The sequence below is a fragment of the Phyllobacterium sp. TAF24 genome (genome assembly GCF_052113785.1).
In the GTDB taxonomy this organism is placed as follows: domain Bacteria; phylum Pseudomonadota; class Alphaproteobacteria; order Rhizobiales; family Rhizobiaceae; genus Phyllobacterium.
This window is the reverse complement of the sequence record NZ_JBFRDN010000015.1, coordinates 60687-86966: the sequence shown is the minus strand read 5'-3', so window position 1 is coordinate 86966 and position 26280 is coordinate 60687. Positions and strand designations below refer to the sequence as shown.

Annotated in this window: 28 protein-coding genes and 3 tRNA genes; 15 read left to right on the top strand and 16 right to left on the bottom strand. The window is 51.7% G+C overall.

Translation table 11 applies throughout. The features are described from left to right. Window positions 1-36: 36 nt before the first annotated feature. Window positions 37-237 carry a hypothetical protein gene (locus AB4Y96_RS14595; RefSeq protein ID WP_441918214.1) on the bottom strand — a complete coding sequence of 67 codons (201 nt, stop codon included), beginning with the start codon at window positions 235-237 and terminating at the stop codon, window positions 37-39. Window positions 238-743: 506 nt separating this feature from the next. Between AB4Y96_RS14595 and AB4Y96_RS14590 the strand changes: the two genes are divergently transcribed. Beyond that, complete coding sequence (locus tag AB4Y96_RS14590) at window positions 744-977, top strand: hypothetical protein (RefSeq protein WP_441918213.1); 234 nt, start codon at window positions 744-746, stop codon at window positions 975-977. 111 nt (window positions 978-1088) lie between these two features. On the opposite strand, the gene AB4Y96_RS14585 is transcribed toward AB4Y96_RS14590, so the two are convergent. Then, window positions 1089-2018, bottom strand: a complete 930-nt coding sequence (locus AB4Y96_RS14585) for a tetratricopeptide repeat protein (protein WP_441918212.1) — start codon at window positions 2016-2018, stop codon at window positions 1089-1091. Between the two features lie 264 nt (window positions 2019-2282). On the opposite strand from AB4Y96_RS14585, the gene AB4Y96_RS14580 reads away from it, so the two are divergent. After that, window positions 2283-2600 (top strand): hypothetical protein, encoded by a 318-nt coding sequence (locus AB4Y96_RS14580; RefSeq protein WP_441918211.1) that lies wholly within the window; start codon window positions 2283-2285, stop codon window positions 2598-2600. On the opposite strand, the gene AB4Y96_RS14575 is transcribed toward AB4Y96_RS14580, so the two are convergent. Beyond that, window positions 2597-2833, bottom strand: coding sequence for a DUF7940 domain-containing protein (locus AB4Y96_RS14575; RefSeq protein ID WP_441918210.1), 237 nt, complete (start codon window positions 2831-2833; stop codon window positions 2597-2599). The two genes, AB4Y96_RS14580 and AB4Y96_RS14575, sit on opposite strands and share 4 nt — an antisense overlap. A 184-nt stretch (window positions 2834-3017) precedes the next feature. Next, window positions 3018-3848 (bottom strand): class I SAM-dependent methyltransferase, encoded by an 831-nt coding sequence (locus tag AB4Y96_RS14570; RefSeq protein ID WP_441918209.1) that lies wholly within the window; start codon window positions 3846-3848, stop codon window positions 3018-3020. A 36-nt stretch (window positions 3849-3884) separates the two neighbouring features. On the opposite strand from AB4Y96_RS14570, the gene AB4Y96_RS14565 reads away from it, so the two are divergent. Then, complete coding sequence (locus AB4Y96_RS14565; RefSeq protein ID WP_441918208.1) at window positions 3885-4304, top strand: hypothetical protein; 420 nt, start codon at window positions 3885-3887, stop codon at window positions 4302-4304. 237 nt (window positions 4305-4541) lie between these two features. Next, a complete protein-coding gene (locus AB4Y96_RS14560) occupies window positions 4542-4979 on the top strand; it encodes a hypothetical protein (RefSeq protein WP_441918207.1) in 438 nt (145 codons plus the stop codon). Between the two features lie 580 nt (window positions 4980-5559). On the opposite strand, the gene AB4Y96_RS14555 is transcribed toward AB4Y96_RS14560, so the two are convergent. The 3 genes from AB4Y96_RS14555 to AB4Y96_RS14545 form a co-directional block, all read right to left on the bottom strand. Next, entirely contained in the window at window positions 5560-5811 is a 252-nt protein-coding gene (locus AB4Y96_RS14555; RefSeq protein ID WP_441918206.1) for a DUF982 domain-containing protein, read from the bottom strand. A 234-nt stretch (window positions 5812-6045) separates the two neighbouring features. Further along, entirely contained in the window at window positions 6046-6456 is a 411-nt protein-coding gene (locus AB4Y96_RS14550; protein WP_441918205.1) for a hypothetical protein, read from the bottom strand. An 11-nt stretch (window positions 6457-6467) separates the two neighbouring features. Then, complete coding sequence (locus tag AB4Y96_RS14545) at window positions 6468-6767, bottom strand: hypothetical protein (protein WP_441918204.1); 300 nt, start codon at window positions 6765-6767, stop codon at window positions 6468-6470. Between the two features lie 458 nt (window positions 6768-7225). Between AB4Y96_RS14545 and AB4Y96_RS14540 the strand changes: the two genes are divergently transcribed. Continuing rightward, on the top strand, window positions 7226-7729 hold the full coding sequence (locus AB4Y96_RS14540) for a hypothetical protein (RefSeq protein ID WP_441918203.1): 504 nt from the start codon (window positions 7226-7228) through the stop codon (window positions 7727-7729). A 36-nt stretch (window positions 7730-7765) separates the two neighbouring features. On the opposite strand, the gene AB4Y96_RS14535 is transcribed toward AB4Y96_RS14540, so the two are convergent. Beyond that, window positions 7766-7963 carry a hypothetical protein gene (locus AB4Y96_RS14535; protein ID WP_441918202.1) on the bottom strand — a complete coding sequence of 66 codons (198 nt, stop codon included), beginning with the start codon at window positions 7961-7963 and terminating at the stop codon, window positions 7766-7768. 74 nt (window positions 7964-8037) lie between these two features. Here AB4Y96_RS14535 and AB4Y96_RS14530 point away from each other — a divergent pair, with 74 nt between their 5' ends. Continuing rightward, window positions 8038-8400 (top strand): hypothetical protein, encoded by a 363-nt coding sequence (locus tag AB4Y96_RS14530; protein ID WP_441918201.1) that lies wholly within the window; start codon window positions 8038-8040, stop codon window positions 8398-8400. A gap of 137 nt (window positions 8401-8537) precedes the next feature. Here AB4Y96_RS14530 and AB4Y96_RS14525 read toward each other — a convergent pair. After that, window positions 8538-8615: transfer RNA gene (locus AB4Y96_RS14525), tRNA-Met, on the bottom strand. 605 nt (window positions 8616-9220) lie between these two features. Between AB4Y96_RS14525 and AB4Y96_RS14520 the strand changes: the two genes are divergently transcribed. After that, window positions 9221-10414: a hypothetical protein gene (locus AB4Y96_RS14520; RefSeq protein WP_441918200.1), complete on the top strand. Its 1194-nt coding sequence runs from the start codon at window positions 9221-9223 to the stop codon at window positions 10412-10414. Window positions 10415-10476: 62 nt separating this feature from the next. Here the strand turns inward: AB4Y96_RS14520 and AB4Y96_RS14515 are convergent. After that, a tRNA-Asp gene (locus AB4Y96_RS14515) sits at window positions 10477-10553 on the bottom strand. A 189-nt stretch (window positions 10554-10742) separates the two neighbouring features. Here AB4Y96_RS14515 and AB4Y96_RS14510 point away from each other — a divergent pair. The 5 genes from AB4Y96_RS14510 (at window position 10743) to AB4Y96_RS14490 (ending at window position 15634) form a co-directional block, all read left to right on the top strand. Next, window positions 10743-10818: transfer RNA gene (locus tag AB4Y96_RS14510), tRNA-Val, on the top strand. A gap of 257 nt (window positions 10819-11075) precedes the next feature. Continuing rightward, window positions 11076-11837 carry a methyltransferase domain-containing protein gene (locus AB4Y96_RS14505; protein ID WP_091883790.1) on the top strand — a complete coding sequence of 254 codons (762 nt, stop codon included), beginning with the start codon at window positions 11076-11078 and terminating at the stop codon, window positions 11835-11837. A 57-nt stretch (window positions 11838-11894) separates the two neighbouring features. Continuing rightward, window positions 11895-13244 (top strand): glycosyltransferase WbsX family protein, encoded by a 1350-nt coding sequence (locus AB4Y96_RS14500; RefSeq protein ID WP_441918199.1) that lies wholly within the window; start codon window positions 11895-11897, stop codon window positions 13242-13244. Further along, entirely contained in the window at window positions 13245-14756 is a 1512-nt protein-coding gene (locus AB4Y96_RS14495) for a rhamnan synthesis F family protein (RefSeq protein WP_091883793.1), read from the top strand. It begins immediately after the preceding gene. Window positions 14757-15031: 275 nt separating this feature from the next. Beyond that, window positions 15032-15634, top strand: a complete 603-nt coding sequence (locus AB4Y96_RS14490; RefSeq protein ID WP_441918198.1) for a HupE/UreJ family protein — start codon at window positions 15032-15034, stop codon at window positions 15632-15634. Window positions 15635-15699: 65 nt separating this feature from the next. On the opposite strand, the gene lon is transcribed toward AB4Y96_RS14490, so the two are convergent. The 3 genes from lon to AB4Y96_RS14475 form a co-directional block, all read right to left on the bottom strand. After that, on the bottom strand, window positions 15700-18126 hold the full coding sequence (lon, locus tag AB4Y96_RS14485; protein ID WP_091883796.1) for an endopeptidase La: 2427 nt from the start codon (window positions 18124-18126) through the stop codon (window positions 15700-15702). 469 nt (window positions 18127-18595) lie between these two features. Then, the gene (gene clpX, locus AB4Y96_RS14480) at window positions 18596-19870 is read right to left on the bottom strand and encodes an ATP-dependent Clp protease ATP-binding subunit ClpX (RefSeq protein ID WP_091883798.1); all 1275 of its coding nucleotides are present in this window, start codon (window positions 19868-19870) and stop codon (window positions 18596-18598) included. Between the two features lie 230 nt (window positions 19871-20100). Next, the gene (locus AB4Y96_RS14475; protein ID WP_091883799.1) at window positions 20101-20730 is read right to left on the bottom strand and encodes an ATP-dependent Clp protease proteolytic subunit; all 630 of its coding nucleotides are present in this window, start codon (window positions 20728-20730) and stop codon (window positions 20101-20103) included. Window positions 20731-20924: 194 nt separating this feature from the next. On the opposite strand from AB4Y96_RS14475, the gene AB4Y96_RS14470 reads away from it, so the two are divergent. After that, window positions 20925-21554 (top strand): hypothetical protein, encoded by a 630-nt coding sequence (locus AB4Y96_RS14470; RefSeq protein WP_441918197.1) that lies wholly within the window; start codon window positions 20925-20927, stop codon window positions 21552-21554. Here the strand turns inward: AB4Y96_RS14470 and AB4Y96_RS14465 are convergent. Then, entirely contained in the window at window positions 21523-22626 is a 1104-nt protein-coding gene (locus tag AB4Y96_RS14465; RefSeq protein ID WP_441918196.1) for an NAD(P)/FAD-dependent oxidoreductase, read from the bottom strand. The genes AB4Y96_RS14470 and AB4Y96_RS14465 overlap by 32 nt on opposite strands. A 40-nt stretch (window positions 22627-22666) precedes the next feature. Here AB4Y96_RS14465 and AB4Y96_RS14460 point away from each other — a divergent pair, with 40 nt between their 5' ends. Together AB4Y96_RS14460 and AB4Y96_RS14455 are read left to right on the top strand one after the other, a co-directional pair. Then, window positions 22667-23002: a barstar family protein gene (locus AB4Y96_RS14460; protein WP_441918195.1), complete on the top strand. Its 336-nt coding sequence runs from the start codon at window positions 22667-22669 to the stop codon at window positions 23000-23002. 19 nt (window positions 23003-23021) lie between these two features. After that, complete coding sequence (locus AB4Y96_RS14455) at window positions 23022-24269, top strand: cytochrome P450 (protein ID WP_441918194.1); 1248 nt, start codon at window positions 23022-23024, stop codon at window positions 24267-24269. Window positions 24270-24631: 362 nt separating this feature from the next. Here AB4Y96_RS14455 and AB4Y96_RS14450 read toward each other — a convergent pair whose 3' ends face one another. Then, window positions 24632-24976, bottom strand: a complete 345-nt coding sequence (locus AB4Y96_RS14450) for a cupin domain-containing protein (RefSeq protein ID WP_441918193.1) — start codon at window positions 24974-24976, stop codon at window positions 24632-24634. A 4-nt stretch (window positions 24977-24980) separates the two neighbouring features. Further along, window positions 24981-26267 (bottom strand): O-acetylhomoserine aminocarboxypropyltransferase, encoded by a 1287-nt coding sequence (locus tag AB4Y96_RS14445; RefSeq protein WP_441918192.1) that lies wholly within the window; start codon window positions 26265-26267, stop codon window positions 24981-24983. Window positions 26268-26280: the final 13 nt, after the last annotated feature.

Genomic DNA, 26280 nt, shown 5'->3' with positions numbered 1-26280 from the left:
GATTTCAGTCCAATCCTTCGAGCGACCCTATCGATATCAATCGACGACCTGAGACTCAAACAACGCATAGAACAATTCCAACAACATCGATTGGGTCGACGCGGCATCCTTGCTTTCATCGATGTTGTTGTGAAGGGTCATCTTTTCGATGCCCAAGACAACGAGTTTGTCCAGATCAATGGTTGTGCGAACCACTGGCGCGCTGTCAACGGCGCAATCAAGACTTGCTGTCGTCATAAGATTGATACTTGAAAGGAAACAAGATGTCGTCCCGCTTCGTGCAGAGGAGATCGATTGGATAATATGAGCCGTCTCTCAATGATATCCAATCACCTTTGGCTCTGGCTGATGGTCGTTGTGATGACATTCACCTTTGTGAATCTCAACTGAGATTGAAATGTTCAAATCAGTTTCAGACGCGAATGTCAGAACTTTTATCGTTCTCGTTTGATTCTGGTTTGAACAGAAGCGCTCATCTGCTCACGAAAGAATGCTGCCGGCGTTGCGGGCGTTCTTGGAGGAAGAGAAACTTGACGAACCTGTTTTCGGTAAAGCGCGCATATTCAGTTTCTGAGACTTATTAAGGGCGAAGAATCACTAACGCGAGAATCCCTACTCAAACAATGTCTGGATTGATCAACAAAACAAGCTTCTTGGCTAACCGAAATTTCTTATGTCCAACGGTGTTAAACCACCATTTATTGGTCAACCTTGCCGTAAATTGTCCTGCTAGAATTAACCAAATGTCATGCAGTACCGCATTTATCCACCGCATCCCGCTGTTTGCTGAATATGCGTCGGCAGAGCGGGTAGAGTTGACATTCGTGATAGCAAATGACGTTCAAAAGTCGGAACAGCTGATCTTTTGCATCAACTTTTCCAACAACAGTTTTCGGAAAATCATTGATTTAAAAGGGGCAAAAGTGGCGCGAGTGACGGGGCTCGAACCCGCGACCTCCGGCGTGACAGGCCGATAGATTGGCTCGTTATTTCAATGCAAGTTTCAAATATTTTGAAGCGAGTATGAGTTGGTGAAGCATCTAAAGTTGAAACCAATAAACTTACCGCGCCTTGTGAAGCAGATTGGCTTAAGATCTTGATATTAATCCAGCGGCTTCCATACCATCAAGATAACGCTGCGCTTCGGCATCACCATTTTTGGCTGCCTTACGATACCACTCCGCCGCTTCGGCATAGCTCTGATCTACGCCGTTTCCGTAATAATACATTGTACCGAGAGCCTTTTGCGCAAGGGGATAGTCTTCTTGAGCCGCCAATCTTGCCCATTTTAAAGAAGCTTCGATGCTCTTTGGAATACCCCGGCCATTTGCGTAGAGTACTGCAAGCGTAAATTGAGATGCCGGAAGATTTTGGTCGGCAGCTTTGTGAAACCAGTTGAACGCGGTCTGTTCGTCTCTCGCAACTCCTATCCCGTCCAAATACATTTGGCCGAGATTGTGTTGTGCCGTGGCATCTCCCTGCATTGCAGCTTTTTCAAACAACGGCTTAGCAAGAGCGGCGTCTTTTCCCACGCCTAGCCCCTCAATGTACATTGTGGCGAGAAAGGTTTGGGCAGCGGAATCTCCAGCATCTGCAGCTTTGCGCATCCAATAGGCGGCAATCGTTTCAGAGCGAGCAGTACCTTTTCCATGAAAGTACATGTTGCCCAGAGCATATTGGGCATCTGATTGTCCCTGCTTAGCGGCTTGTTCAAAATATCCCAGGGCCAAGATGAAATTTTGATCTACTCCGGAACCACTCGCATACATATACGCCAATAGGTATTCGGCGTTTGGATCATTCTTTTGAACGAGTGGCGTAAGTAATTTCAGAGCTTCAGAATAGTTCTTATCTGCAATTGCTTTGTCCGCCTCATGCAGTTGTCCCGGTTTAGTGGCCCAGGCAAGAGCAATAACGACGAGAATTGGTACTATGATTGCTGCGAGGATATTCAAATGATAGGTGGGAGTACGCTCAGCGTTGCTCGATTGCGGTGGTTCCTCGCCGATGTTCGACAAAATGCTTCCCCACAAAACCGGACGCCCCAACTCCTCTCATACTGCATGATTTTTTGTATGAATACAATTTTCCTCAGTGCAACCTTGACTCTTTGCTGTACGTGAACAAATATAGAACAGAACGCTATTGCGGCGATTTCCGAGCGGCCATTGATGCCCTGCTGAAGGACAATGCTTTTCTTATCAGAGAGATTGAATACGCATCTCTGATTGCCGGGCACGGGTATGCGCGCGGCTGGAAGCCGAAAACGTCGAGGCACTGAGATGGCCGGGCGAAGCAGAGGCGCAGAAACAGAAGCTGCGATTGATCGGCAATACCCGTATCAGGTTGCTCTTTTGGCGATCGAGGTCAGTTACAGGTTTGACAACGTTGATTTCCTGTCGCGACGGCTTGGCTGTTACCGGCTCAACCACAGCTATTACGACGATGGCGAGGGGTTTGTTATCTACTGCTTCCCTGAAAAGGATGAGGCAGAGATATTCCTGAAAGCCTTTGATGGGCATTGGATCACGCCAGAACAGCGCAAGAAGAGCACATGGAAATCTCCATGGGTTCGGCAGTTGGTTGGCCGTTATGGCTAGGAAGAAGTTTTTGAACGGCTTGAAGGACACAGACCGTTTCTGTGATCTGGAAAGCTGGGATGATCTCTATGGCTATTGTGCGCATTGCATTCGAATGTGCCTGTCGGAAGCCCAAAAGTGTCCTGCAGGTAGGGGAAGGCTGTAGAAAGGCCATCCAACACGACGGCTATCGCGATCAACCTGATTGACCATATCCTTACGAGTACGGCCCGCCATTCTGGGAGCAGTTTCATTTCGATTTCCTGTTTTCGGAAAAGCGATAGCTGTGAACACCATCAGCCATATGAAAATAGCCAACAGCCGATCACTCAGACGATCAGCAATGCCGCGTCTGGTCATGGTGGCTCCATTGAAAATGAAAAACCCCAGACACCGGAGTGCTGGGGCTTTAAGGCTGTGAGTATGCGATCTAGGTTTTTATCGACCGAACCAAGCCGCAATACGCTGGCGAAGCGGTTGATGCTTCTTAAGCACGAAGATTGCCTGTTCCTGCACCTTGGGATTATCGATGTACTTCATCACCTTGAACATGCCGCCGAGGGTCGAGTGGACCCAACGTGGCGGTATGGCTGCCCACCCATAAAATTCACCACTCAGAACACCGCCGCCGCCGTCACCACCAACATCTGTGTAGGTGTGCTTTCCTTCGGCATACCGGTCAACTGCGCGTTGTGGATTGGAACCAAAGTACTGCCCGATACTACGTTCGATATCGTTTGGACGCGCTTTTGCATGACATGCCCTGACTAAGTGCAGGAACCGCATCGACTGCGTTGTAAAAATCAATACGCCGCCGGGCTTCAAAACACGGTGTAGCTCATTCAGCCAATGCTTGGCGGACGCTTCCGATAGATGCGAAAACACCGAAAATGAGTAGATAATATCCAGTGTTCCATCTTGCATTGGTAGAGAACCGATTGGATCAAGAAGAACCCGATTCCCCTTCACCGAGCAGTCAACGCACCATTGAAGCGCTTCCTGATCGACATCCGCAAGATAGAAGGTATCTTCTGATATTGCGTCCTGAAAGAACCTTGCAATACGGCCCCATCCGACACCGAAGTCCATCATTTTGGTATTGTTAGAGATTCTCGCGTACTTTCTAATCAGAGCAATGAAGGGAAGTACTTCAACAAGAGCGGGCTTGCCGCTTCTGCCAACAAATCTCTCCTGAACATCAACTGGTGGAAACTTGGGCGCTTCTGGAATAGATTCCCCAGCGCTTCTTATGATTGTATCAACCCACATAACCTTCCCCCATTTTTATCAACTAGATAAACACACATGGAATCGAAGGCAATGGGAGAAACACTACATGAACAAAACGTAGAGAAGCGAAGGGTTCAAGTTAAGGGCGCTGCCGGAATTCTGATAAAGTTCAAGAACGATTGTATTGGTGGCAGAAACAGCAGTATAAACCGATTCCGGGTCGCAAACCGTCTGTTGTCCATTATGGCCCGCCGTCATCTTCGCCGAACTATGGGCAGGACCAGAAGCATTTGCACCGCATCAGCTTCTTGGTTCCGAGGTGGCGACCTTCGAGCTGGATATAATACTAATGAATTTTTGCCAGACTTGAGAAAGCAAGGTTTGGAAGTGGGTATCTGCTTCGACCGCACCACAGAAGGGCCAGTCGTGCAGGTTGATAAGGTGATTGCCGATATTGAGAATGAGTTGAGTAAAACAAAGAAAGCTTTGCACTGAATCGCAATGAAGCCTCCAAAGGCAAGGGGACCTATTCTTACCGCTTCAACGACTGCTAATTGGCAATTGAAGATGGATTGATTGATCTAATCGCCGCTGCGTCAACTGCCGGATGTAACAGCAGGAAGTGATTGCAGCGATCATCGAGGTAGCCGACAACACCGCTCTTGCTCCGAGCGCAATGACGCAAGATAATTCCAATAGATAGTCAAATCTGTTCAACCGGAAGAAGCCAATATGAGCGGTCTTTTAGCACAGAATTACGAAGTCGAAACAACGAGAAACCTGAAAGCAATTTCTAAATTTTTTTGGGTTATTTTTATCACCGGGATTGCGACTTTTTCTCTGTTATCTATTGCACTGAGTTCGACACGCGATGATCTACAAGGTTTATACTTTCACTATCAAACACCATGGATATTCACCGCCGCGACCTTACCCGGTCTGCTTATTTTTGCAGCTTTATCTTGGTACCTCATTGGTAAGTATAATTGGATGGTTAAACTCTTTCAAAGAACGCGTTGGTTCGGTTCGAGCATGGACAACCCTGATACCTATCATCAGGCTCAAATGAACCTGAGCATCTATAGCAATATAATTAAATGGACGGTGTTTATCGCAGCAATTTCGCAGATCGCGCAGCTTGCCGACATGGCTATTGGGATGTTGAAATGAATGCAATTATTGAAGTTTCCGACAACACCGCTCTTGCGCTAGATGCCAGGACAAAGACTGACGTTGAGATTCAGCTCAAGAATTTGATGCGGAGGAATTAATGGAGGATGGTCCCCAGCCATTAGATCGTATGGTTTGCATCTGGATTCTCCTGAAATGCTATGGGATTTTTCTTATCCTTGCATCCATCCTTCAAATGCTGACCGCACCAAACCCTTTGTCAATTGAAGTAACTATTTGGGTTGTTATTACAATCCCCCTCTTTGTCGGTACCTGCGTATTTTATATGGCCTTTTTTGATCATATCAATAAATGGTATGTTGGTTATGCAATTGGATTTCCGATCGGGTGCTTCATTCTGGTTTACAGTTTTTTCATTCTATTACTTCAACTCCCGGTGACGTACATATTCCGGCTGCTGCCTTTGAACTTCCTATTGCCGATATCAGTTATCGCATTCATCGTGCTCCCGTTAAATTTCATCTATTTCTTGCGGAATGAGCAAAGAACATTGGCGAAGGATTGGGAGGAACTTCACGCCAGTATCAATCAGTGAACGGCAAGAATTTCGCCGCGGTAATCAACGCCCTTCCTTGATAAAAATGTAAGCGGCCTTTGCAGCCGTTATAAAGGCCTCTCTCGCCTCATCAACTGAGCGCTCCTCTTGCAGCGCGTCCAAACATGATTGCTGTGCTGCGAGATAGGTGGGGCCTTCCCGTTTTGCCCAATCATAAAGCAAGAACTCTGCCGCCTCCTCCACCGAAGTGATATTTCGGAGTTGGCCAACTTTCTTGGTTTCAACGGTTACAGATTCAAATGGGTGTTTTCGCATGGCATGAAACGTCGACCAGCACGACAAGTTCCACGCAAGGAAATTACATCAACAATGACAAAAGAACCTACACACAACTATTTCGGCACTTCGCTTAGCGAGTGGATCGAACGAACTCCAAATGAGCTTGAACAAGATGCGGTTAGACGAACCACTCCCATACGTGTTGACCGGCGGCGGGAATGCGCGGCCGCCGAYTAACGTGGTTATCGCGGATGGCCTTTCGAAGCGCTGCTATGAGCGCTTCAAAAAACCCGCACGTTTGCCAGCTTTCCGTTCGACCTGCTCGCGAATGAATGGGAACCGGGCAAAGAGGCGGATTGCATTGTCTTCAGAATAAGGAAGATCAGCGCCGTCAAGCACGATTGGCGACCAGGAGATGACGCTGGCCGCGATGATCTTGAGCGTTCTCTGTTCAAAATCCTCGGCAGTAGCTTGTGCAAGGTCTTCGTTGTTGATGCGTTCGTTTGTGATTGCCTGAATGGCTTTCCGTTGGCGCTCGCTGTCTGGTCCGGCAATCTTGATCGAGATGCCGATAGGTTGACCCGCAGGATCCCGGATCTCGATGTCAATGCCCGATTCCTGCGCATCTTTCAGGCTATCGAAAGCGGAGAGATCGTTGATCTTCTGTGTTTTGGTATTCATGCGAAGGCTCCTTATGTCGCCGAAGCGGCAACTTTGACGACGTTCGAGTTGATTTCAACGGTTGCATTGAGGCTCTGCACTGTGTTGGCCGCACCGCCTGCTTCCTGCGCGGATGTCACCAGACCGATGAAATAGCGCAGTGAATTCTTGGGGCTTGCGCCAACTGCAGGCTTGTCGTTGCCCTCGACCTTGAACGGATAGTTCAGGTCAGTCTTTTCAGCGGCGATGAGTGCGATCTGGCCGGGATCGGATGCAGCGATGGCAAAGACATTCTGCATCTGGCCCGCATTGCGTGTGCCCTTCTGCTTCACGTCGCGCTTGCGGTCGATAAGCTGGGTCGTAATGAGGGCTGCCGCATCGCCGAATGCGCCGAATGCGCCGAATGCGCCGAATGCGCCGAGCTGTGTCCAGTTCTTGACTTCCGTCCAGACACCCGAGCAAATAAAACTTGCTTTGGAGTCAGGCTCACGATTGATTTGCTCTCTAAAAATCTATTTGGGGGCGGAGAATGTCTAGGATTGAGCAGCGAACTGTAAGCGGTGCTTTCCTCGCACATTGACCAGGCTCGATTGCCATTCCGAAAAATGCCGCTTCGACATTGATGGCAAGAATGCGCCAGGAGCGGTCATTGCGTCTCATCGCTGCACTGCGTAATGTGCGAGAGAGCGCACGGAATTCATCGACATGCCTTGATTGCCAGGAAGAATGCAGCAAAAGGCCTATATTGCATATGAGACGACGCACCTTGCTTGGGATTGGAGTGCTAGGAATGGTAAGTTCCGTGGCTGATGGGGCAGCTCCGTCCCAAGTTCTTTATCAGGGCAATCTTCTCGCTGATTATTTCCAGATATACCTGCGAGACGAGGACCATCCGGGTCTACCAGAGGACTACACCGATGAAGCGATCGCCCGCCGTCTCATAGCCGGGCCGCATGGGGTAATTCTCCACACGGCGCGGAATATGCCCGTTCCGGTCAGCGTGGAATGGCACAACGAACGCCCCTCTGTTGATCTTGACGCTTATCAGCACGTTGTTGAAGCTTGTTTCGACTGCCCGTCTGGACGCCTCGTCCTGGCTGGCTTGACGGACTATGATCCCACTGCTTCGCGACTTTCAGTGAAAGCAGGTCCGCTCTGCGTGCGCGCCGCTCTATCGGGTCTCGACACGCTCAGCGAAGATGGTCTTGAAGGCAATGATCAGTACGTGATGCAGCTCTGGCCTGGAGCTGGGCCGAGAGACGTGCGCGTGTTGAAGGCATGGCCTGACGCATAGCATTGTCGGAAAGTGTCGCAGGCTCGATCGGGAGGTCTAATGGGCGGCAACGCGACCCCGGTGGCGCGGCTCCTGATCGTGTGAGCCAGTTGCAAAGACTACAAAGTCATTGTCGGCAATCTCGCGCTGCGCTCTCAAAGCCCATCCGCGATGAATGAAATGCGGCTTGCCAAACACTTTGACGGCTGAGTGATATTCCTCACCCCGAAAGCCAACAAAGTGGATGCATCGCATATTGTGTTCCAAATGAAAAATGCGCGGTTTACTGTCTCGCGCCAGAAAGGGCGGGCAAACTGATGAGGGAACACATGAAAGTTGATAGCCAGACCAAGAAAATCAGCATTATGCGGGGGCCTTACAATGCATTTTATGCGGAGGCCTTCGACCTAATAATAAAGTTGTCCTATCATCTTGAAAAAAGAGAGAATCCAAGACTCGAGATTTTTCTAAATGACGATGAAGCCAAAGCTAAAGATTGGAAGGTTTACGGAACATTATTGGACGATTCAGATGAGAGATTTGCGGACGTTAGTTTTTGCGCCCTTGGCGAAGAAAGAGAGTTTCAAATCTGCTCTTTAAGATTCCGAATAACGTTCGTTAAATTCCATAGTGAATCCTTCATTTATTCAAGCGGCTCCAAAGAGCTTTGCCTGTCTATGAGTTCCTCGTAAAATCAGCGTCTTGAAGGCGCTTCTGCTTTCAGCGCCGCCGTCCTGATTGAATTGGCGATACCCCTTGCAAGGCTCTATCCAGACCGATGATTGAGCAACAATCATCCTCCGGCATCGACCGAAGATAAACGCCAAACTGGTTGCGGAGGCAGGATTCGAACCTGCGACCTCCAGCTTATGAGGCTGGCGAGCTACCGAACTGCTCCACTCCGACAGACTGAATTCTTTGAATAGCTTTCCATGGCGGGAAGCCGCGAACATTGCCATCCGCTCGATATTACGCACGGTCGAGGCAAAGTCCTGTTCTTTCATCCCAATCATTGGGCTGATGGGGTAGCGCGAACAGTCGCCGCTGCCCTATCCCGCCTACAGGAGGGAGAGCCGGTTGGATACGCCAGCACTGACGGTTTGGAGAAGTTAGCCAAGAGCGGGCACCATCATTATTTGAGCGTCAGCAAGACACACGAAAACGAGTTCGTGCGACCGCTCTATACCACCCCACCCACGCAAGACAGCGTTGCAGGATGGCTGCCGATTGAAAACGGGAGTAAACTCCATGGCTGACATTCGCTATTCAATAGAGCCGCGTTTGGTTCCTCCGGTGAAAGCAGCACGTCGCTTGCACCTCACCCTCATAGAGTTTGACCGAATGAGACATGCACTTGAGGAGATCGGACTTCCCGAGCCTTGCCCCGTTACTGGTCACTACGACCTTACAGCCATTGACGTATGGTTGGACCGTCGCGTCGGCTTAGGCAGAACGACAAAAAAACCTTGGCGCTAAACGCACAAGACGTTTTTGCGCAGAGGATGACCAGACTTGGGTAGCGTAAAGCTAAAACATTATGTTGTTCGCAAGGGTAAGCACGCATATTGGATGCCCACTCCCACGATGAAACTACTTGGCTTTAGAATCATCTCATGCGGACACGATGGTCCAGAAGCTTGGGCGATCGCTCGAGAATGGGAAGAACGCTATCAACGAACCCGCAAAGGGTTGGACGCACCGCTCATAAAGGCATACCCCAAAAACAGTGTTGGAGATGCATTTGAGCGGTTCCGCCGCACCAAAGAATGGGAGACCAAGCCATCGCGAACTCGCGAAGACTGGGACCGTGGCTGGAAATACATTGAGCATGTTTTTGGCGATGTGGCACCCGAAACCATCACAATGGAAATGATGGACCTTTGGTATCATCGGATGATCGCGAAAAAGGGTGTAGGGGAAGCAGGGCGTACGATGAAGACGTGGCGGGCGCTCTATACCGTCATGACGGCCATGAAGCTCTGCACCCCCAAACAAGACCCTTCCCGGGCAATCCAAAAACAAAGTGTGCCAGGTCGAACCGAGATTTGGACCCAGTCGGAAGTCATCCGGTTCGTGAAAGGCGCATGGCGTGCAGGATTCAAAGGGCTTGCATGCATAATCGCCATTGCATGGGACACTAGCTTTTCCCCTGTCGATTGCCGTACGCTCACGCCGTCGCACGCAGTTTCTGTTGGGGCAGATTGGGGCTTTGTAATCCAGCGGCACAAAACCGGAGAAACAGCATTCGGGATTATATCCCGCCCGACACGGCAATTGGTTCAAACATATGTGTCTGGGCTGGATTTCGAACTACACGATGATGCTCCAATTTTTAGAACGCGTGGCGCAGCGCCGGGACCGAAGGGGGGACGCCGACATAGCCCCGTTCCGTATCAGAAGAGCAGTCTCATTGATGACGTTGCAGACATTCGGCGCGCAGTCCTCGGTAAAGAAGAAAAGTGCCGATTGATGGACATGCGGCGCACTGGCGCGGTTGAAGCCGTATCGGGCGGCGGGACTGTCGAATCTATGGCTGCCAAGATGGGTAACAGCATCGATCAGAACAAAACGTTGCAAAAAACGTATATGCCGGTCAATTTGGCCTCGGTTCGCGCAGCGGATGAATCAAGAAAAATCGGTCGCAAGAATATCGCTTCCGAACAGAATGAGATCAAAAAGTTGAAACTGGTTAAGAAAACGAGTTGAAACTGCGGGGTCCGCCACTTTTCTATCAAGCGAGTATCTAATTGATTTACTTGAGAGAAAAGTGGCGCGAGTGACGGGGCTCGAACCCGCGACCTCCGGCGTGACAGGCCGGCACTCTAACCAACTGAGCTACACCCGCGCACTTTGCAAACCAGAAGTTCATCTGGTGTGAGGCGTCGTTTAAGGGGTTCGCAGGGGAGTGTCAAGCGCTTCGCAACACGAAAAATGCGATTGTGAAAAACTCTTCAAACAAATCATAAAAGTGTCGCATACCCCCTTGCCAATAGCGCGCGAAACGCCTAAACGCTCCCCACACACCCTCTGTGAGGGGCGATTAGCTCAGTTGGTAGAGCGCTTCGTTTACACCGAAGATGTCGGGAGTTCGAGTCTCTCATCGCCCACCAATCCCTGAACGTTTTGATAGTTAGAATTTACCGAAAGCTTGGTAGATACAAGGGATTCATTGGCCATTTTTGGGCATGAGAGTGCCCACTCTTGCGCGTGCAATCCTGCAAATTATTATGCGAACCAGAAACCCTTCTGGTACCCAAACTTCCTCGACACCCTTATTCGACACCAGCTATGAGTAGGAATACAGATTTTAACTAGTATCGTAAGGGCCTCGATTCTATAAGAAGCCTCATTTTTGGAGGAGACGGATATGTTGCTGGAGAATACTACGAATGACGATGGTCGCCCGAAGCCTTTTCGTTTGCTCGGGTACTGTCCCGTTTGTAGGCAGGATACAGTTTTTGAAGGGCACAATGATTGGCACCGCGATTATCTTAACTGCACAAAGTGCCCCACAGGCTCGGTTCCTCGTGAACGCGCATTAGCCCTTGTTCTTTCAGAGCAACGCCCAGACTGGCGGAATTTGGCCATACACGAATCCTCACCATCACCTCGCGGAATATCGGCTGTTATCGCCAAAGAGTGTTCTCGATATATTGCGACACAGTATTTCCCCGACAACAAGTGGGGCGATGTCGTTGGCGGGGTCAGAAATGAGAACTTGGAAAAGCAGACATTCTCTAATGGTCAGTTTGATATTGTTGTGTCACTTGATGTGATGGAGCATGTTTATCATCCTGAGAAAGTTTTCTCAGAAGTCTTTAGGACCTTGAAGCCAGGTGGCTTATACATCTGCACGTTTCCGGTTCGAAAGAACCAGGTTGCAGGCTGGGAGCGCCGGTTTGTGTTCAATCAAGACGGAACGCGTCACGATATTAAAGAGCCTGAAATTCACGGAAATCCCGTTAGCAATGAAGGATCAATCGTTACAGTAGATTATGGTTATGATCTACACCAACAGATCGCTGAGTGGGCACCATTTAATGTTCGCGTTTATCGGTTCTGCGATAAAGAGCATGGCATCATCGGAGAATACACCGAGGTTGTGGTTTGCAAGAAACCGATGGCGTAACATCCCAATGTTGGGCTTAGTGCACCAAAAAGTTTGACACCAAGAGTTGGGGGGGTAATGACAACGCCACCTATCCTTGTAAGAAGAGCCAATATGATTAAGCCAATTGCGTTTTACCTCCCACAGTTTCATCCAGTGAAAGAAAACTCAGAGTGGTGGGGGCCGGGTTTCACAGAGTGGACAAATGTCGCGAAGGCACGACCAAATTTTGAGGGTCACAATCAGCCTCAGATCCCCAGAGATCTTGGATTTTATGACCTCCGTATGGCTGAAACCATGCAGGCTCAAATCGAATTGGCAAAGGCCAATTCCATATTCGGGTTCTGCTTTTACTATTATTGGTTCTCAGGTCGTCGAATTCTTGAAAAGCCAATCGATGTGTTCGTTAACAACAAGATCGATTTCCCATTTTGCTTTTGCTGGGCAAATGAGAACTGGACAAAACGCTGGGATGGTGGCAACAACGAAATTCTCTTGGCCAATGAACATAGTGTCGAAAATGACAATCGCTTTATCGACGATGTCATTCCCTACATGCGGGATGACCGATATATTCGATACGACGGATTACCACTTATAATCATCTATCGTCCAGATATCCTTACGGATTCAAAAGCAACGTTTGCGCATTGGCGAAAGCGCGCAAAGGAAGCTGGACTACCGGGATTATTCATTGCTTCCGTAGCCTTCTATGACATTTTCCATCCCGATGATTGGGGGGCAGATGCTCTGGTAGAATTTCCTCCACATCAATATCTTGGTAATGCCTTCAGCTCAACAAGACCAAGGATCACCAATCCGGAGTTTCGTGGAAATATAATGGACTATCGCTCCGTCATGACGGAGTCCATTAACCGCAGACATGATGATTTTCTGTTCTTTCATGGCGCTATGCCATCTTGGGATAACACAGCGCGCAGGCAAAATGATCCGTTCACTTTCATAAACTCATCGCCCGAACTATTCGAACTATGGTTGCGAAACCAAAGCTTGAAAACCAGCGCTGATGAACAAAACAAAGAGAAGTTTGTCTTCATCAACGCTTGGAATGAATGGGCCGAGGGATGTCATCTGGAGCCATGTTTAAAGTATGGGCACCAACACCTTGAAGCAGTTCATAGGTCAGTAAACATTGATCGATATGTGACACCCACACCACCCCACGATAATGTTATGGGAGCCCTTGCTTCTATCGAGAATTATGACCTAGGAAACTTCAAATATTTATCTGGGCTTGAGATACGATATAGTGAAGCATTGGCAGATATCTCACATCTCAAGGCACATCAAATACCTGCTCCCGTCTCTCTTGCTTCGGCGATTGCGCAAAAGCTACGCGGCAATCCTATTGCTTATCGCATAGCCAGAAAGATTTTTCGCACTATGAGAAAAGTACGAGGGCAATAAATGTCTGTAGGTGCTATCATTGCTCACTTCGATCCCAGCGGGGAAAGGTCGTCAAACTGGCGCTTACTTCTGGAAACAGTTAGGTTATTTGCCTCAACTGGGGTGGTTGTCTCTACGGGCATTTCAGAAAAAGATAGTCAGGTTGCAAAAGACCTTGGATTCGCTGTAATCCGAAGGAAGAACATTGGCTACGACTTTATGAGTTATGCCGTCGGTTATGACGCCCTGAAAGGTGCTGCGCCCGTAAAACAAATTCTATTTTGTAATGACAGTTTTTTTGTATCCCGCAGCGATGTCTTCCGTCTGACTATTGAACGGTTAGTTGAAAGCGAGCGAATGGCCTTGTTCGCCACTGTTTCCAACCAGATAGTGCGCCATGGGCAAAGTTACCTTTTTTCCGTGAAACGCGAAGTTTTTGAACGGCGGGAATTTTCCGAATTTCTCCATTCAGTAAGACCCCTTGCGTCGCGAGAACATGTGATTTTCTCGTACGAACTGGGATTTTCGCACAAGTTAAATGATCTAAATGCCCCATTCTCAGGGTTAGTGGAGACTAAGGCAAAGAAGGTATTCTCCAACAAAAGGGGTATCAATCCAACTCATGACCATGCCAAGCAAATCGACAAGGAGCTTGGTATAATTAAGTATGAAAGGATCGTCAGAAATCCACTCGCCCTCAAGGGTGGCAACTGGTTGAAAGATATTTCCGACCGGGCTCGTGAAAATGGTCCTAAAACAGCAATGTTAACCGGCGTTAAGAAGCCCAAAGCTGTTGTCGTTTGCCACTGCCACTATCCCGAAGTTGTTGATGAACTTTTGGCTTATTTCGACAGATTCCCCGACGGAACAGACATACACGTCACGTCATCCAACAGTGACGTTCTGGCAAAATTCAAGGCTAAATGGCATAGGCGCCATGTATTCCTTGGAGTACATCCCGCGGAGAATAGAGGCCGCGATGTTCTGCCATTTTTCTCGTTGTTGCCAACGTTAGATATTGATGATGATACGCCGATACTAAAGATACACGGGAAGCGCAGTCTCTACTCACCCAAAGGTGAGTCATGGCGCAAAGATATGCTTACAAGTCTGGCAGGGTCAGAAGAATCCATCGAAGTCATACTTACCAATTTTAAGAATAACCCAAAGTTGGGCATACTGGGACCGGATCATTCATTTGTGAGTAGCCCCAACTATTGGGGCGCAAACAGAGACCGCGTCTTCTCTCTCATGGCAACTGCCGGAACACCGTCAGATGACGCAGACGATTTGGGCTTCTTTGCTGGAACTATGTTTTGGATACGTGCACAATGCGCAAAACAGGCCGCACAAATCGTTGACCGTAATAGTTTTGAACGTGAAGATGGCCAGAGGGACGGAACGTACGGTCACGCCCTTGAGCGGGCAATCCCGATGATACTTTTCAAAAAAGGATGGGAACTTCGCGAGATAACAGGTGTATCGCCACTCTATCCTGATCTCGTTCGGCAACGAAAACTCAGTTACTTCTGATTCGGCGTCCCAAGTACACTACGCGCCGACTGCGATGAATTATTGGCAATACCCACACGGAACTAACGGTGTGGGTTCGGGAAAATGAAACTTTTCTTTGGACAAATTCTACAGTTGATTTGGTCAAAGTTCTTGGAGTTCTTGGATAGGGCGCCCCTCGGACTTTCTCCGCTAATTTCGAACAGGCCCTGTGTTTTCCTCATTGCACGCATCATTTTCTGCGGCAACAATGTGTTTCTCCTTCCAAGAGACAAACCAAATAATGGGAACAACACATGGTAACGATCCGCACGTCACGATTCGCCGTCTTTTCACTCGCTACACTCTACCCTGCCCTTGCCTATGCCCATGTGGGCGTGGGGGAGACCAGTGGCTTCACCCACGGCTTTGCTCACCCCATATCCGGCCTTGATCACGTCCTTGCGATGATTCTCGTCGGCATCTTTGCCTTCCAGCTGGGCGGTCGCGCCCTCTGGCTCGTTCCCGCCGCTTTTGTCGGCATGATGGCCGTCGGCGGCGCGCTCGGCGTTGCCGGGATCACTGTGCCCTTCGTGGAGTTTGGAATAGCTCTCTCGGTCATCGTGCTCGGTGCAGCCGTGGCGTTTGAGGTTCAGGCGCCGGTGGCCATAGCAGCTGGCCTGGTGGGGCTGTTTGCGGTTTTCCATGGCCATGCCCATGGCGCGGAAATGCCTGAGAGTGCCGGTGGTCTTGCCTATGCGGGTGGGTTCATGGCTGCGACCGCCCTGCTCCACATCGCCGGTATTGGCATTGGCTTTGCTGTCGGCAAAATCGGCCAGCGCGTGGGCTCCAGCGTTGTCAGGCTTATTGGTGGGCTTGCGGCCCTTGCCGGTGTCGGCATCCTCACGGGCACGCTCTAAGACATCCACCGATAGAATCAAAAAAGCCGGGCAATTTCTTGCCCGGCTTTTTGTTTGTTTCGATCTTAGTGCGCGATCTGCGCCGAAGCATCATCCTCGGTGGATGCAGCTGCCGGTACATGAACCGGCTCGGTCCATTCGATCGGTACAGGCGCACGCACGAGCGCGTGTTTGAGCACCTCGTTGGCGTGGCTGACCGGGATGATCTCAAGGCCGTTCTTCACATTATCAGGAATTTCCGCCAGATCCTTGGCGTTCTCTTCCGGGATCAGAACTGTCTTGATGCCACCACGTAAGGCGGCAAGCAGCTTCTCTTTGAGACCACCAATCGGCAATACCCGTCCGCGCAATGTGATTTCGCCAGTCATGGCGATATCCTTACGCACAGGAATACCGGTCAGGATCGAAACGATCGCTGTTACCATGGCAACACCGGCCGAAGGTCCATCCTTGGGTGTCGCACCCTCAGGCACGTGCACGTGGATATCCCTGCGATCAAAGAGCGGCGGTTCGACACCGAAATCGATAGCCCTTGAGCGGACATAGGATGCCGCCGCAGAAATCGATTCCTTCATCACGTCGCGCAGATTGCCTGTGACGGTCATGCGGCCCTTGCCGGGCATCATGACGCCTTCGATGGTCAGCAATTCGCCGCCCACTTCAGTCCAGGCAAGACCTGTGACAACACCAACCTGATCTTCACCGTCGATCTGGCCGAAGCGGAACTTCTGCACGCCGAGATAATCGTTGATGTTGGCCTCAGTGACCTTCACCGACTTCTTGGTCTTCGACTTCAGAATTTCCGTCACTGCCTTGCGGGCAAGCTTCATCAGTTCGCGTTCGAGGCTACGAACACCGGCTTCGCGGGTGTAATCGCGCACGATGGCACGAATGGCACCTTCCGAAACCGAGAACTCCTTCGGCTGCAACGCATGATCGCGGATAGCCTTGGGCAATAGGTGCCGCTTGGCAATCTCGACCTTTTCGTCTTCCGTGTAACCGGCAATACGGATGATCTCCATACGATCCATGAGAGGACCGGGGATGTTCAGCGTATTGGCCGTCGTCACGAACATCACATTCGAAAGGTCATATTCGACCTCAAGATAGTGATCCATGAAGGTTGAGTTCTGTTCCGGATCGAGCACCTCGAGCAGAGCCGATGACGGATCGCCACGGAAATCCTGGCCCATCTTGTCGATCTCGTCGAGCAGGAAGAGCGGGTTGGACTTCTTTGCCTTCTTCATCGACTGGATGACCTTGCCGGGCATCGAACCGATATAAGTGCGGCGGTGACCGCGGATTTCAGCCTCGTCACGCACGCCGCCAAGCGACATACGGATGTATTCGCGGCCGGTAGCCTTGGCGATCGAACGGGCCAGAGACGTCTTACCGACGCCGGGAGGACCAACGAGACACAGGATCGGACCCTTGATCTTGGTCGACCGCGCCTGTACGGCGAGGTATTCCACAATCCGGTCTTTCACCTTGTCGAGGCCATAATGCTCGGCGTCCAGAACCTCGTCGGCGAGGTTCAGATCGTTCTTCACCTTCGACTTCTTGTTCCACGGAATGGTCAAGAGCCAGTCGAGATAGTTGCGAACAACCGTCGCTTCGGCGGACATCGGGCTCATCTGACGAAGCTTCTTCAGCTCCTGATTGGCCTTCTCGCGCGCTTCCTTGGAGAATTTTGTCTTCTTGATGCGCTCTTCCAGTTCGGCTGCCTCGTCGCGGCCATCTTCGCCATCGCCAAGTTCCTTCTGGATCGCCTTCATCTGTTCATTGAGGTAGTATTCGCGCTGGGTCTTTTCCATCTGGCGCTTGACGCGCGAGCGGATACGCTTTTCCACCTGAAGAACGGAAATTTCCGACTCCATGAACGACATGGCTTTTTCCAACCGTGCACGTACGGAAAGAATGGACAGCATGTCCTGCTTTTCAGGAATCTTGATCGCAAGATGCGAGGCAACCGTATCGGCCAGCTTCGAGTAATCCTCGATCTGTCCGGCGGCGCCAACAACTTCTGGCGAAATCTTCTTGTTCAGCTTCACGTAGTTTTCAAAGTCGGACACGACAGAGCGGGCCAGAGCTTCGATTTCAACGGGATCTTCTGATGGTTCTGCCAGCGTCGTGGCATTGGCTTCGTGGTAATCCTCACGATCACTGAAACTGGTGATTTCAGCGCGGGCAATACCTTCAACCAGTACCTTTACCGTTCCATCCGGCAGTTTCAGCAACTGCAGGACATTGGCAATGGTGCCTATGCTGTAGATCGCATCCGACTGCGGATCATCATCCGCAGCGTTCTTCTGTGTGGCAAGCAGGATTTGCTTGTCGACGCCCATTACTTCCTCAAGTGCGCGAATGGATTTTTCGCGACCGACGAAGAGTGGAACGATCATGTGTGGGAAGACAACGATATCGCGCAATGGCAAAACGGCATAAAGCCCGCTTTCCCCACCCGCTGGTGTCTTCTTGCTTGCAACCGTCATTTCATGTCCTTTCTCAGGCCAATCGGCCTAGATCGCCACATCCGGGTACCCTTTGGTTGCATGATCTTTTCCAAAAATCGGGATCCATTTTTGGGATCATGCGAAGAGCGGCGTACTACCGGTTGTGCAGCTTAACCTTTACTTGGAGTGGCGGGGCTCTCGTTTCAAGCGCCCCGGTTTCAAGCACAGTCACAGAATCGTAATCTATCCTGCTCCTACCAACGTCCAAGCGCAATCTTTTGCGATGCAGCACACCTCTGAAGAGGATGATTTTCGTGGAAATCATCGGTCGACCGGGGCGATACTGCCCGCTTCGGGCTTTTACGCCTACGCTGCTCTCACAAAAATTGTGCGCCTCTCATAGTTAATCAATCGTAAATATTGTTTCGTGGCGCAATTAAGACGAGCAACAAATGCAAAAGGCCCCGCTGATGCGGAGCCCTTGCTTTTCTGACATCGCTTTGACGCTTTAAGCCGAAACGTTGCCCTTCTCTTCCTTGCGCTCCGCATAGATGTAGAGCGGGCGTGAATTGCCTTCAACCACATCACCGGAGATGACAACCTCCTGCACGCCGTCGAGCGTTGGCAGTTCGTACATCGTATCGAGCAGGATCTTCTCCATGATCGAACGAAGGCCGCGCGCACCGGTCTTGCGGGCAATGGCTCGCAGAGCAATCGCCTTCAATGCGTCCTCATGGAACGTCAGCTCGACATTTTCCATATCGAACAGGCGCTGATACTGCTTGACCAGAGCGTTCTTCGGCTCCGACAAAATCTGCACCAGGGCAGCTTCATCGAGATCCTCGAGCGTTGCGATTACAGGCAGACGACCCACAAATTCGGGGATGAGACCGAATTTCAGCAAATCTTCGGGCTCAAGCTCGCGGAAGATTGCGCCAACACGGCGTTCGTCCGGGCTTTTGACCGCAGCGCTAAAGCCGATGGACGTTTTCTCGCCACGTGCCGAGATGATCTTGTCGAGACCGGCAAAAGCACCACCGCAGATGAACAGGATGTTGGTTGTATCCACCTGCAGGAATTCCTGCTGGGGATGCTTGCGTCCACCCTGCGGCGGAACGGAAGCGACCGTACCTTCCATGATCTTCAAAAGTGCCTGCTGCACACCCTCACCCGACACGTCGCGTGTAATCGACGGGTTGTCGGACTTGCGGCTGATCTTGTCGACTTCGTCGATATAGACGATGCCGCGCTGTGCCCGCTCGACATTATAGTCGGCAGACTGGAGCAGCTTGAGAATGATGTTTTCGACATCCTCACCGACATAACCTGCTTCGGTCAGCGTCGTCGCGTCTGCCATGGTAAACGGCACGTCGATGATGCGGGCGAGCGATTGCGCCAGATAGGTTTTGCCGCAACCGGTTGGACCAACGAGAAGGATGTTGGACTTCGCCAGTTCGACTTCATTGTTTTTCGATGCGTGGGCCAACCGCTTATAGTGGTTGTGCACCGCGACAGAGAGAACACGCTTGGCATGGTTCTGACCGATGACATAATCATCAAGTACAGCCATGATTTCCTGCGGCGTCGGAACGCCTTCACGGGATTTCACCATCGAGGATTTGTTTTCCTCGCGGATGATGTCCATGCACAGCTCGACGCATTCATCACAGATGAAAACAGTCGGGCCCGCAATCAGTTTGCGAACTTCGTGCTGGCTCTTCCCGCAAAACGAGCAATAAAGCGTATTCTTTGAATCACCGCCGCCGTTGCTGACTTTGCTCATTGCAGTTTCCTTTCAGTATCGGCGCCCTGTTTGGCCGGGAACCGTTCACCCCCTTTGGACTATGCCCTGCGGGGAATGATTCGAATAGTAATTCGAAGAATAGGCTTCCTCTACTCACCAATGACTTAACGTAACGTCTGTTGGCCTGCATGCAAGCCGGTTGTGTGGCAAAAAGTCCGCATCCGGGTCAAAAAAAGTTCATTCTTGGCCCGGTGCGGCCATTTAGCCGGTTACTTTGCGTCGCCTTCGATGATCGCACGCGATTCAAGCACCTTGTCGATCAGTCCGAACTCAAGTGATTCCTGCGCTGTCATGAAGTGATCGCGATCGAGAGTCTTCTCGATTGTCTCGTAGTCGCGGCCCGTATGCTTGACATAAATCTCGTTCAAGCGGCGCTTCATTTTGATGATGTCCTGGGCGTGGCGCTCGATATCCGAAGCCTGACCCTGGAAACCGCCTGATGGCTGGTGAAGCATGATACGGGCGTTCGGCAGAACGAAGCGCATATCCTTTTCACCGGCGGTCAGCAGGAGCGAGCCCATCGACGCAGCCTGACCGAAGCAAAGGGTCGATACGGCAGGACGGATGAACTGCATGGTGTCATAAATCGCCATGCCTGATGTGACGACGCCGCCGGGTGAATTGATGTAGAGGTTAATTTCTTTCTTCGGATTTTCCGATTCAAGGAACAGCAGCTGGGCGCAGATCAGCGTCGCCATGCCGTCCTCGATCGGGCCGGTAATGAAAATGATGCGTTCTTTCAGCAGGCGCGAGAAAATATCATAGGCCCGCTCGCCCCGGTTGGTCTGCTCGACGACCATGGGTACGAGGTTCATTGCTGTTTCGATTGGATCTCTCATCGGTGGGCCTCAGCGTTTTGGAGAACAAGGGGTTTGAACGCCCCCAAGATTCGTGGATTACACTTTCGATACATAGGGTGTTGCCGCCCTGTTCCGCAAGATGTTCTGCACTTTATCACCCAAATCGGCTATTGCAGGCAGCCCCGGAGTTTCGCGGAAAATCTCGCAATCATACCTGAAATCGGAATACAATAATGAGAGTCAATGCCCACGAGATAAGTTCCGATATCCGGGATGCAACCGAAACGGGGCTACTTTGCTTGCAACCCGGTTATTCTCAAGGGTTAAGAATAAGCCCGCGCTGGCCCTCATCACATGTCCATATTGATCGCGAGGCGTTCAACCACTTGCTTGCGGTGTGCAAAGAACTGCCAGAGGGCGTCACGTTGATCCTCACCAGAGGTTACGAACAGGCGCATTCAAGACTTGGCCTCGTCAGGCGGGTGTCGCGGCGAATGGGAATAAAGCTATTTCAGATCCTGTATAGCCAGCGACGCTCAGAAATCGCTGAGATATTCGGTGCTAATGGACATGATGTTGATGGAACGCACATCGATGTCTCAATCGCTGTTGGCCTGAAGAGACTGCGGTTTCTCCCACTCGGCGTGTTCACACCGGAAACTTGGCAGAAAGCCACGGTCCGTCGTCATCAGCCTGATATTGATGCCGTGAAGGCCAAATTAAGGGAACATGGCTTCCGCATTCATCGCAACCATACCGAAAGCCTTCAGATTCACTGTGACTTTATACCCTCCAAAACTCCTGATCATGACGGAGCGCAACGGAAACGGCTTAGGCGGCTTCCGCCATCAACCAGCGCTTGAGCAGGGGTACATCGCCGGTTCCCAGCGCCTGCGCTACACGCCGCCCGACCGCCGCGCCGAACTTGTATCCATGCCCGGAACAGGCGGAGACAACGAGACATTTGCCCTCTTCCGTGGCGAAAAATCGGTTATCCGAGGTGAACGTGTAGGCACAGGTGACAACGTTGGTGACTGTGTATTCACCGATCCGCTTCATCGGCGGCGCAAAGAGATTACGGATCGCCTCACCCTCACCCGCTTCCGGAACCCGACCAGCATCGGCATCAGGCGATTTGCGCTTGTGCAGACCGGAGCCGAATTTCAGACCGCCGCCACCACTCGCGGGAATAATGTAGCCATCCGTGCGTCCGCCCACATCGAGTACAACCGGAGAACTGTCCCATGCAGCTTTTAAATCCGCCGGTGGCTCAAGATAAACAACGGCAGTGCGGTAGGTGGTCAGCGAAGATGTAACGTCTGGGAAAAGTTTAGTGACCCATGCGCCCGCCGTAACAACAACCCTGTCGGCGGCAATCACTGTCCCGTCCGCCAGCACGACCGAACCGCCGGCACTGTCAACCGCGGTGACTTTTGTATTTTCCAGAACCACCGCACCATGGGCGCGCAGCCAGCGGGCGATGTCGCTGGCGATCTTCCTGCAATGCAACGCTCCCCCCTCAGGCGAGAAGAATGCATACCGGAATGTTCCTTCTTCCAGATAACCATAACGTTTCACCGCGTCCGCTGGCTCGTATATCTCCAGCGGATAACCGCCCTGCTCCAGCCCTTCGCGATATTCCTCCGCTTCATCATCAGCTTCGCGTGAAATGCAGATGAAGCCGCGTGGATCAAGATGGGTTGCACCGATGTCCTGCCAAAGCTCATCCCACGCCTCATAGGCTTCGGAAATCGCATCCGCATAACCACCGGCAGCACCATAGGCGCGGCGGATAATACGATGGTGATCACCGGAAGCCGCAAGCGGATTGGGAATAGGTCCCTGCTCGATCAGCGTCACCGAATGCCCCGCCTTGGTCAGCGACCACGCGCTGGACAGCCCGGCAATTCCTGCCCCGACGATGGTGATTTTCATGATTGGGTCCTGCTATGACTTGTGAAGGAGGAAGATTCGCATGCAATATGAAACCATTCGCATCGATTGCTCAAACATTTTCGATGAAGACAGTTTTCACAATGTCTTTGCCGCGACTTTTGGCTTTCCCGTATTCTATGGCCGCAACATGGATGCGTGGGTCGATTGCATGACATCGCTGGATGAACCGGATGATGGCATGACCACTGTTACGGTCGAAAAGGGGGGCATCGTGGTGTTGCAGCTTGATGCTATCGCTCAAGTGCGGGATCGTTGCCGCCGTGCCTATGACGACCTTCTCGAATGCTCTGCTTTCGTCAATTGGCGCCGTATGCAAAGCGGCTTCAAGCCCATCCTCTGCCTGTCTTTTGCCTGACCCTAATGGTACATCAATCATGAATCTCACGCCCGCTTCTTTCCAATTCAATCCTGCCAATCGCCATCTGAAACTTGATCCACACGACCAGCCCTTCGTCCAAAACCCCTATGACACTTACGCAGCGCTGCATGCGCAGACGTCGGCGTTCTTCTGGGAGGAATACGGGTTCTGGTGCTTTATCGGCTTTGACGGCGTCAATAAATTGCTGCGCGACCGGCGTTTTGGCCGGGAGAATCGTCATGGTATCGCAGATTCGCAGGGCAATAGTGGCGACCGCTCTCACCTCAAAGACTTCGATCATGTCGAAAAGTTCTCGATGCTGGAGCTGGAACCACCGACGCATTCGCGGCTGCGTACGCTGGTCAATCGCGCGTTTGTCTCCCGGCAGGTTGAGCGCCTGCGTCCGCGCATTGAGGCACTGGCACATGAGTTGATCGATCGGTTCGAAACCAAGGGTGAAGCCGACCTTATCGCCGATTTTGCCACGCCCATTCCTGTTACAGTCATTGCCGAGATGCTTGGCGTACCCACCGAGGCAGCGCCACGCCTTCTCGACTGGTCCCACCGCATGGTTGCCATGTATATGCATGGCCGCAACCGGCAGTCCGAGGACAGCGCCAATGCTGCCGCCGCAGAATTCTCGGGTTTTCTCCGGGATTATGCTGGACAGCGGCGTGCTGAACCGGCCGACGATCTTCTTAGTCTGCTGCTCGCGGCCGAAGCAGATGGAGCAAAGCTGTCGGAAGACGAGCTTATCACGACCGCCATCCTGCTGCTCAACGCAGGTCACGAAGCGACAGTTCATCAAACCGGTAATGCGGTGAAAACCATTCTGGAAAGTGGCCGCAATGCCGCCGAACTGTTGCGGGACGCCGATGCAACGGTGCAAACCGTTGAGGAATGCCTGCGATTTGACGCGCCGCTGCATATGTTCACGCGCTACGCCTATGAGGAGATCGATCTYGGCGACGGTATCGTTGTGAAACCCGGCGACCAGATCGGTTTGATGCTTGGTGCGAGCAATCGCGATCCTGATGCCTTTGTCGATGCGGGATCATTCCTGCCGGGACGGACGGATCAGAAGAACCTCTCCTTCGGCGCGGGTATCCACTTTTGCATCGGCGCACCATTAGCGCGGCTGGAGTTGCAGGTCTCGCTAAAAGTGCTGTTCGACCGCCTGCCGGGGTTGCATTTGAAGGAGACCCCACGCTTCCGCGATAGCTATCATTTCCATGGATTGGAAAAGTTGGTTGTCGAGTGGTGAGTGGTGAGTGGTGAGTGGTGAGTGGTGAGTGGTGAGTGGTGATCATCGACCCACCCCTGCCGTCAACCCCTTTCCCTCATGGTGAGCCTGTCGAACCACGMTGAACTGTTSGTGCCAGACTGCCCGGCTCAAAGTTTGGTGCGTGGTTCGACAAGCTCACCATGAGGGAGAGTGAGGATGCCACACGGCTAATCGCAAAAGATGCAAAAACATCGCCAATGGTGCAGAACTTGACTCCCTGCAACCACCCCTCTCCCTCATGGTGAGCCTGTCGAACCACGATGAACTGTTCGTGCCAGACTGCCCGGCTCAAAGYTTKGTGCGTGGTTCGACGGGCTCACCATGAGGGAGATAAGAGCGCCTCACAACCGGATTACATATTCCTTGCGGGTGGTTTCAATCACCTCCCAGGAGCCGCGAAAGCCCGGTTTCAGTACAAAACTATCCCCGGCCTCCAGATGGCGCTCTTCACCACCCTCTTCCGTGACAATCGAGCGGCCGGACAGGATGTGGCAGAACTCCCATTCATCATAGGAAATGCGCCACTTGCCCGGTGTTGCCTCCCAAATCCCGGCATAAAGACCGCCTTCCGCCTCATCGCAGTTCCAAGTGCGGAATTGCGGATCGCCGGAGATAACCCGATCCGCCGCCGGTGCGCCGTGTTCAGGGTCAATGCTACCGAAATCGATACGGACAAAATGTGTCATGGGTTCATCCTGCCTTTGTCAGCGCCTGATCGAGATCAGAGATAAGATCCTCGACAGTCTCGATACCAATCGATAGCCGCACCACATCGGGTCCCGCTCCTGCGGCCACCTTTTGCGCGTCGCTCAACTGCCGGTGCGTGGTCGATGCGGGATGGATGATCAGGGATTTTGTATCGCCAATATTGGCCAAATGCGAAAACAGCTGCAGGTGCTCGACCAGTTTCACGCCCGCTTCGTAACCGCCCTTCAAGCCAAAGGTGAAAACAGCACCGGCACCGCGCGGCGCATATTTTTGCTGCAACGCGTGGTATGGGTCGTTTGGAAGTCCCGCATAGCTGACCCAAGCCACTTTCTCGTGGGTAGAAAGCCATTCGGCTACTTTCAGCGCATTATCCGCATGGCGCTGCATGCGCAGCGGCAATGTCTCAATTCCCGTCAGAATCTGAAAAGCGTTGAACGGCGACAAGGCTGGTCCAAGATCGCGCAAACCAAGCACGCGGCAGGCAATAGCAAAGGCGAAATTGCCAAATGTTTCGTGCAGGACGATGCCATTATATTCGCTGCGCGGCTCGGATAGCAGCGGATAATTACCGGATTTTGACCAGTCGAAGGTGCCACAATCAACGATCACACCGCCCATCGAATTGCCATGACCACCCAGAAATTTGGTCATGGAATGAACGATGATATCGGCGCCGTGCTCGATGGGCCGGATGAGATAGGGGGATGCCAGCGTGTTGTCGACGATCAACGGCAGACCATGTTTGTGGGCGATTTCGGCAATCGCCTCGATATCGGTGACAATACCACCCGGATTGGCAAAGCTTTCGATGAATATGGCGCGGGTCCGGTCATCGATCTGCGCTTCGAACGAGGCGAGATCATCCGGTTCCGCCCAGCGCACAAGCCAATCAAAAGATTTGAACGACTGGCCGAACTGGTTGATCGAACCGCCATAAAGTTTTTTGGAGGCGATAAAATTATCGCCGGGCTGCATCAATGTGTGAAAAACCAGCAGCTGCGCCGCATGGCCCGATGCGACAGCAAGTGCAGCGGTTCCGCCTTCAAGCGCCGCCACCCGCTCCTCAAGCACCGCATTGGTCGGATTGGTAATGCGCGTGTAGATATTGCCGAACGCTTTGAGGCCAAACAGCGATGCCGCATGGTCGGCATCATCGAAAACAAAAGCTGTCGTCTGGTAAATTGGCGTAGCACGCGCTCCCGTTGCCGGATCGGGCTGGGCGCCCGCGTGGACGGCAAGAGTTTCAATTCCGGGTGCGCGATGCGCCATGGTTCATCTCCCT

What these genes read in the sequence shown, in the direction of transcription:
- AB4Y96_RS14595 (WP_441918214.1), bottom strand. Translation starts at nt 237, where the DNA reads ATGACGACAGCAAGTCTTGATTGCGCCGTTGACAGCGCGCCAGTGGTT.
- AB4Y96_RS14590 (WP_441918213.1), top strand. Translation starts at nt 744, where the DNA reads ATGTCATGCAGTACCGCATTTATCCACCGCATCCCGCTGTTTGCTGAA.
- AB4Y96_RS14580 (WP_441918211.1), top strand. Translation starts at nt 2,283, where the DNA reads ATGGCCGGGCGAAGCAGAGGCGCAGAAACAGAAGCTGCGATTGATCGG.
- AB4Y96_RS14575 (WP_441918210.1), bottom strand. Translation starts at nt 2,833, where the DNA reads ATGAAACTGCTCCCAGAATGGCGGGCCGTACTCGTAAGGATATGGTCA.
- AB4Y96_RS14570 (WP_441918209.1), bottom strand. Translation starts at nt 3,848, where the DNA reads ATGTGGGTTGATACAATCATAAGAAGCGCTGGGGAATCTATTCCAGAA.
- AB4Y96_RS14565 (WP_441918208.1), top strand. Translation starts at nt 3,885, where the DNA reads ATGGAATCGAAGGCAATGGGAGAAACACTACATGAACAAAACGTAGAG.
- AB4Y96_RS14560 (WP_441918207.1), top strand. Translation starts at nt 4,542, where the DNA reads ATGAGCGGTCTTTTAGCACAGAATTACGAAGTCGAAACAACGAGAAAC.
- AB4Y96_RS14555 (WP_441918206.1), bottom strand. Translation starts at nt 5,811, where the DNA reads ATGCGAAAACACCCATTTGAATCTGTAACCGTTGAAACCAAGAAAGTT.
- AB4Y96_RS14550 (WP_441918205.1), bottom strand. Translation starts at nt 6,456, where the DNA reads ATGAATACCAAAACACAGAAGATCAACGATCTCTCCGCTTTCGATAGC.
- AB4Y96_RS14540 (WP_441918203.1), top strand. Translation starts at nt 7,226, where the DNA reads ATGGTAAGTTCCGTGGCTGATGGGGCAGCTCCGTCCCAAGTTCTTTAT.
- AB4Y96_RS14535 (WP_441918202.1), bottom strand. Translation starts at nt 7,963, where the DNA reads ATGCGATGCATCCACTTTGTTGGCTTTCGGGGTGAGGAATATCACTCA.
- AB4Y96_RS14530 (WP_441918201.1), top strand. Translation starts at nt 8,038, where the DNA reads ATGAAAGTTGATAGCCAGACCAAGAAAATCAGCATTATGCGGGGGCCT.
- AB4Y96_RS14505 (WP_091883790.1), top strand. Translation starts at nt 11,076, where the DNA reads ATGTTGCTGGAGAATACTACGAATGACGATGGTCGCCCGAAGCCTTTT.
- AB4Y96_RS14500 (WP_441918199.1), top strand. Translation starts at nt 11,895, where the DNA reads ATGACAACGCCACCTATCCTTGTAAGAAGAGCCAATATGATTAAGCCA.
- AB4Y96_RS14495 (WP_091883793.1), top strand. Translation starts at nt 13,245, where the DNA reads ATGTCTGTAGGTGCTATCATTGCTCACTTCGATCCCAGCGGGGAAAGG.
- AB4Y96_RS14490 (WP_441918198.1), top strand. Translation starts at nt 15,032, where the DNA reads ATGGTAACGATCCGCACGTCACGATTCGCCGTCTTTTCACTCGCTACA.
- lon (WP_091883796.1), bottom strand. Translation starts at nt 18,126, where the DNA reads ATGACGGTTGCAAGCAAGAAGACACCAGCGGGTGGGGAAAGCGGGCTT.
- clpX (WP_091883798.1), bottom strand. Translation starts at nt 19,870, where the DNA reads ATGAGCAAAGTCAGCAACGGCGGCGGTGATTCAAAGAATACGCTTTAT.
- AB4Y96_RS14475 (WP_091883799.1), bottom strand. Translation starts at nt 20,730, where the DNA reads ATGAGAGATCCAATCGAAACAGCAATGAACCTCGTACCCATGGTCGTC.
- AB4Y96_RS14470 (WP_441918197.1), top strand. Translation starts at nt 20,925, where the DNA reads ATGAGAGTCAATGCCCACGAGATAAGTTCCGATATCCGGGATGCAACC.
- AB4Y96_RS14465 (WP_441918196.1), bottom strand. Translation starts at nt 22,626, where the DNA reads ATGAAAATCACCATCGTCGGGGCAGGAATTGCCGGGCTGTCCAGCGCG.
- AB4Y96_RS14460 (WP_441918195.1), top strand. Translation starts at nt 22,667, where the DNA reads ATGCAATATGAAACCATTCGCATCGATTGCTCAAACATTTTCGATGAA.
- AB4Y96_RS14450 (WP_441918193.1), bottom strand. Translation starts at nt 24,976, where the DNA reads ATGACACATTTTGTCCGTATCGATTTCGGTAGCATTGACCCTGAACAC.
- AB4Y96_RS14445 (WP_441918192.1), bottom strand. Translation starts at nt 26,267, where the DNA reads ATGGCGCATCGCGCACCCGGAATTGAAACTCTTGCCGTCCACGCGGGC.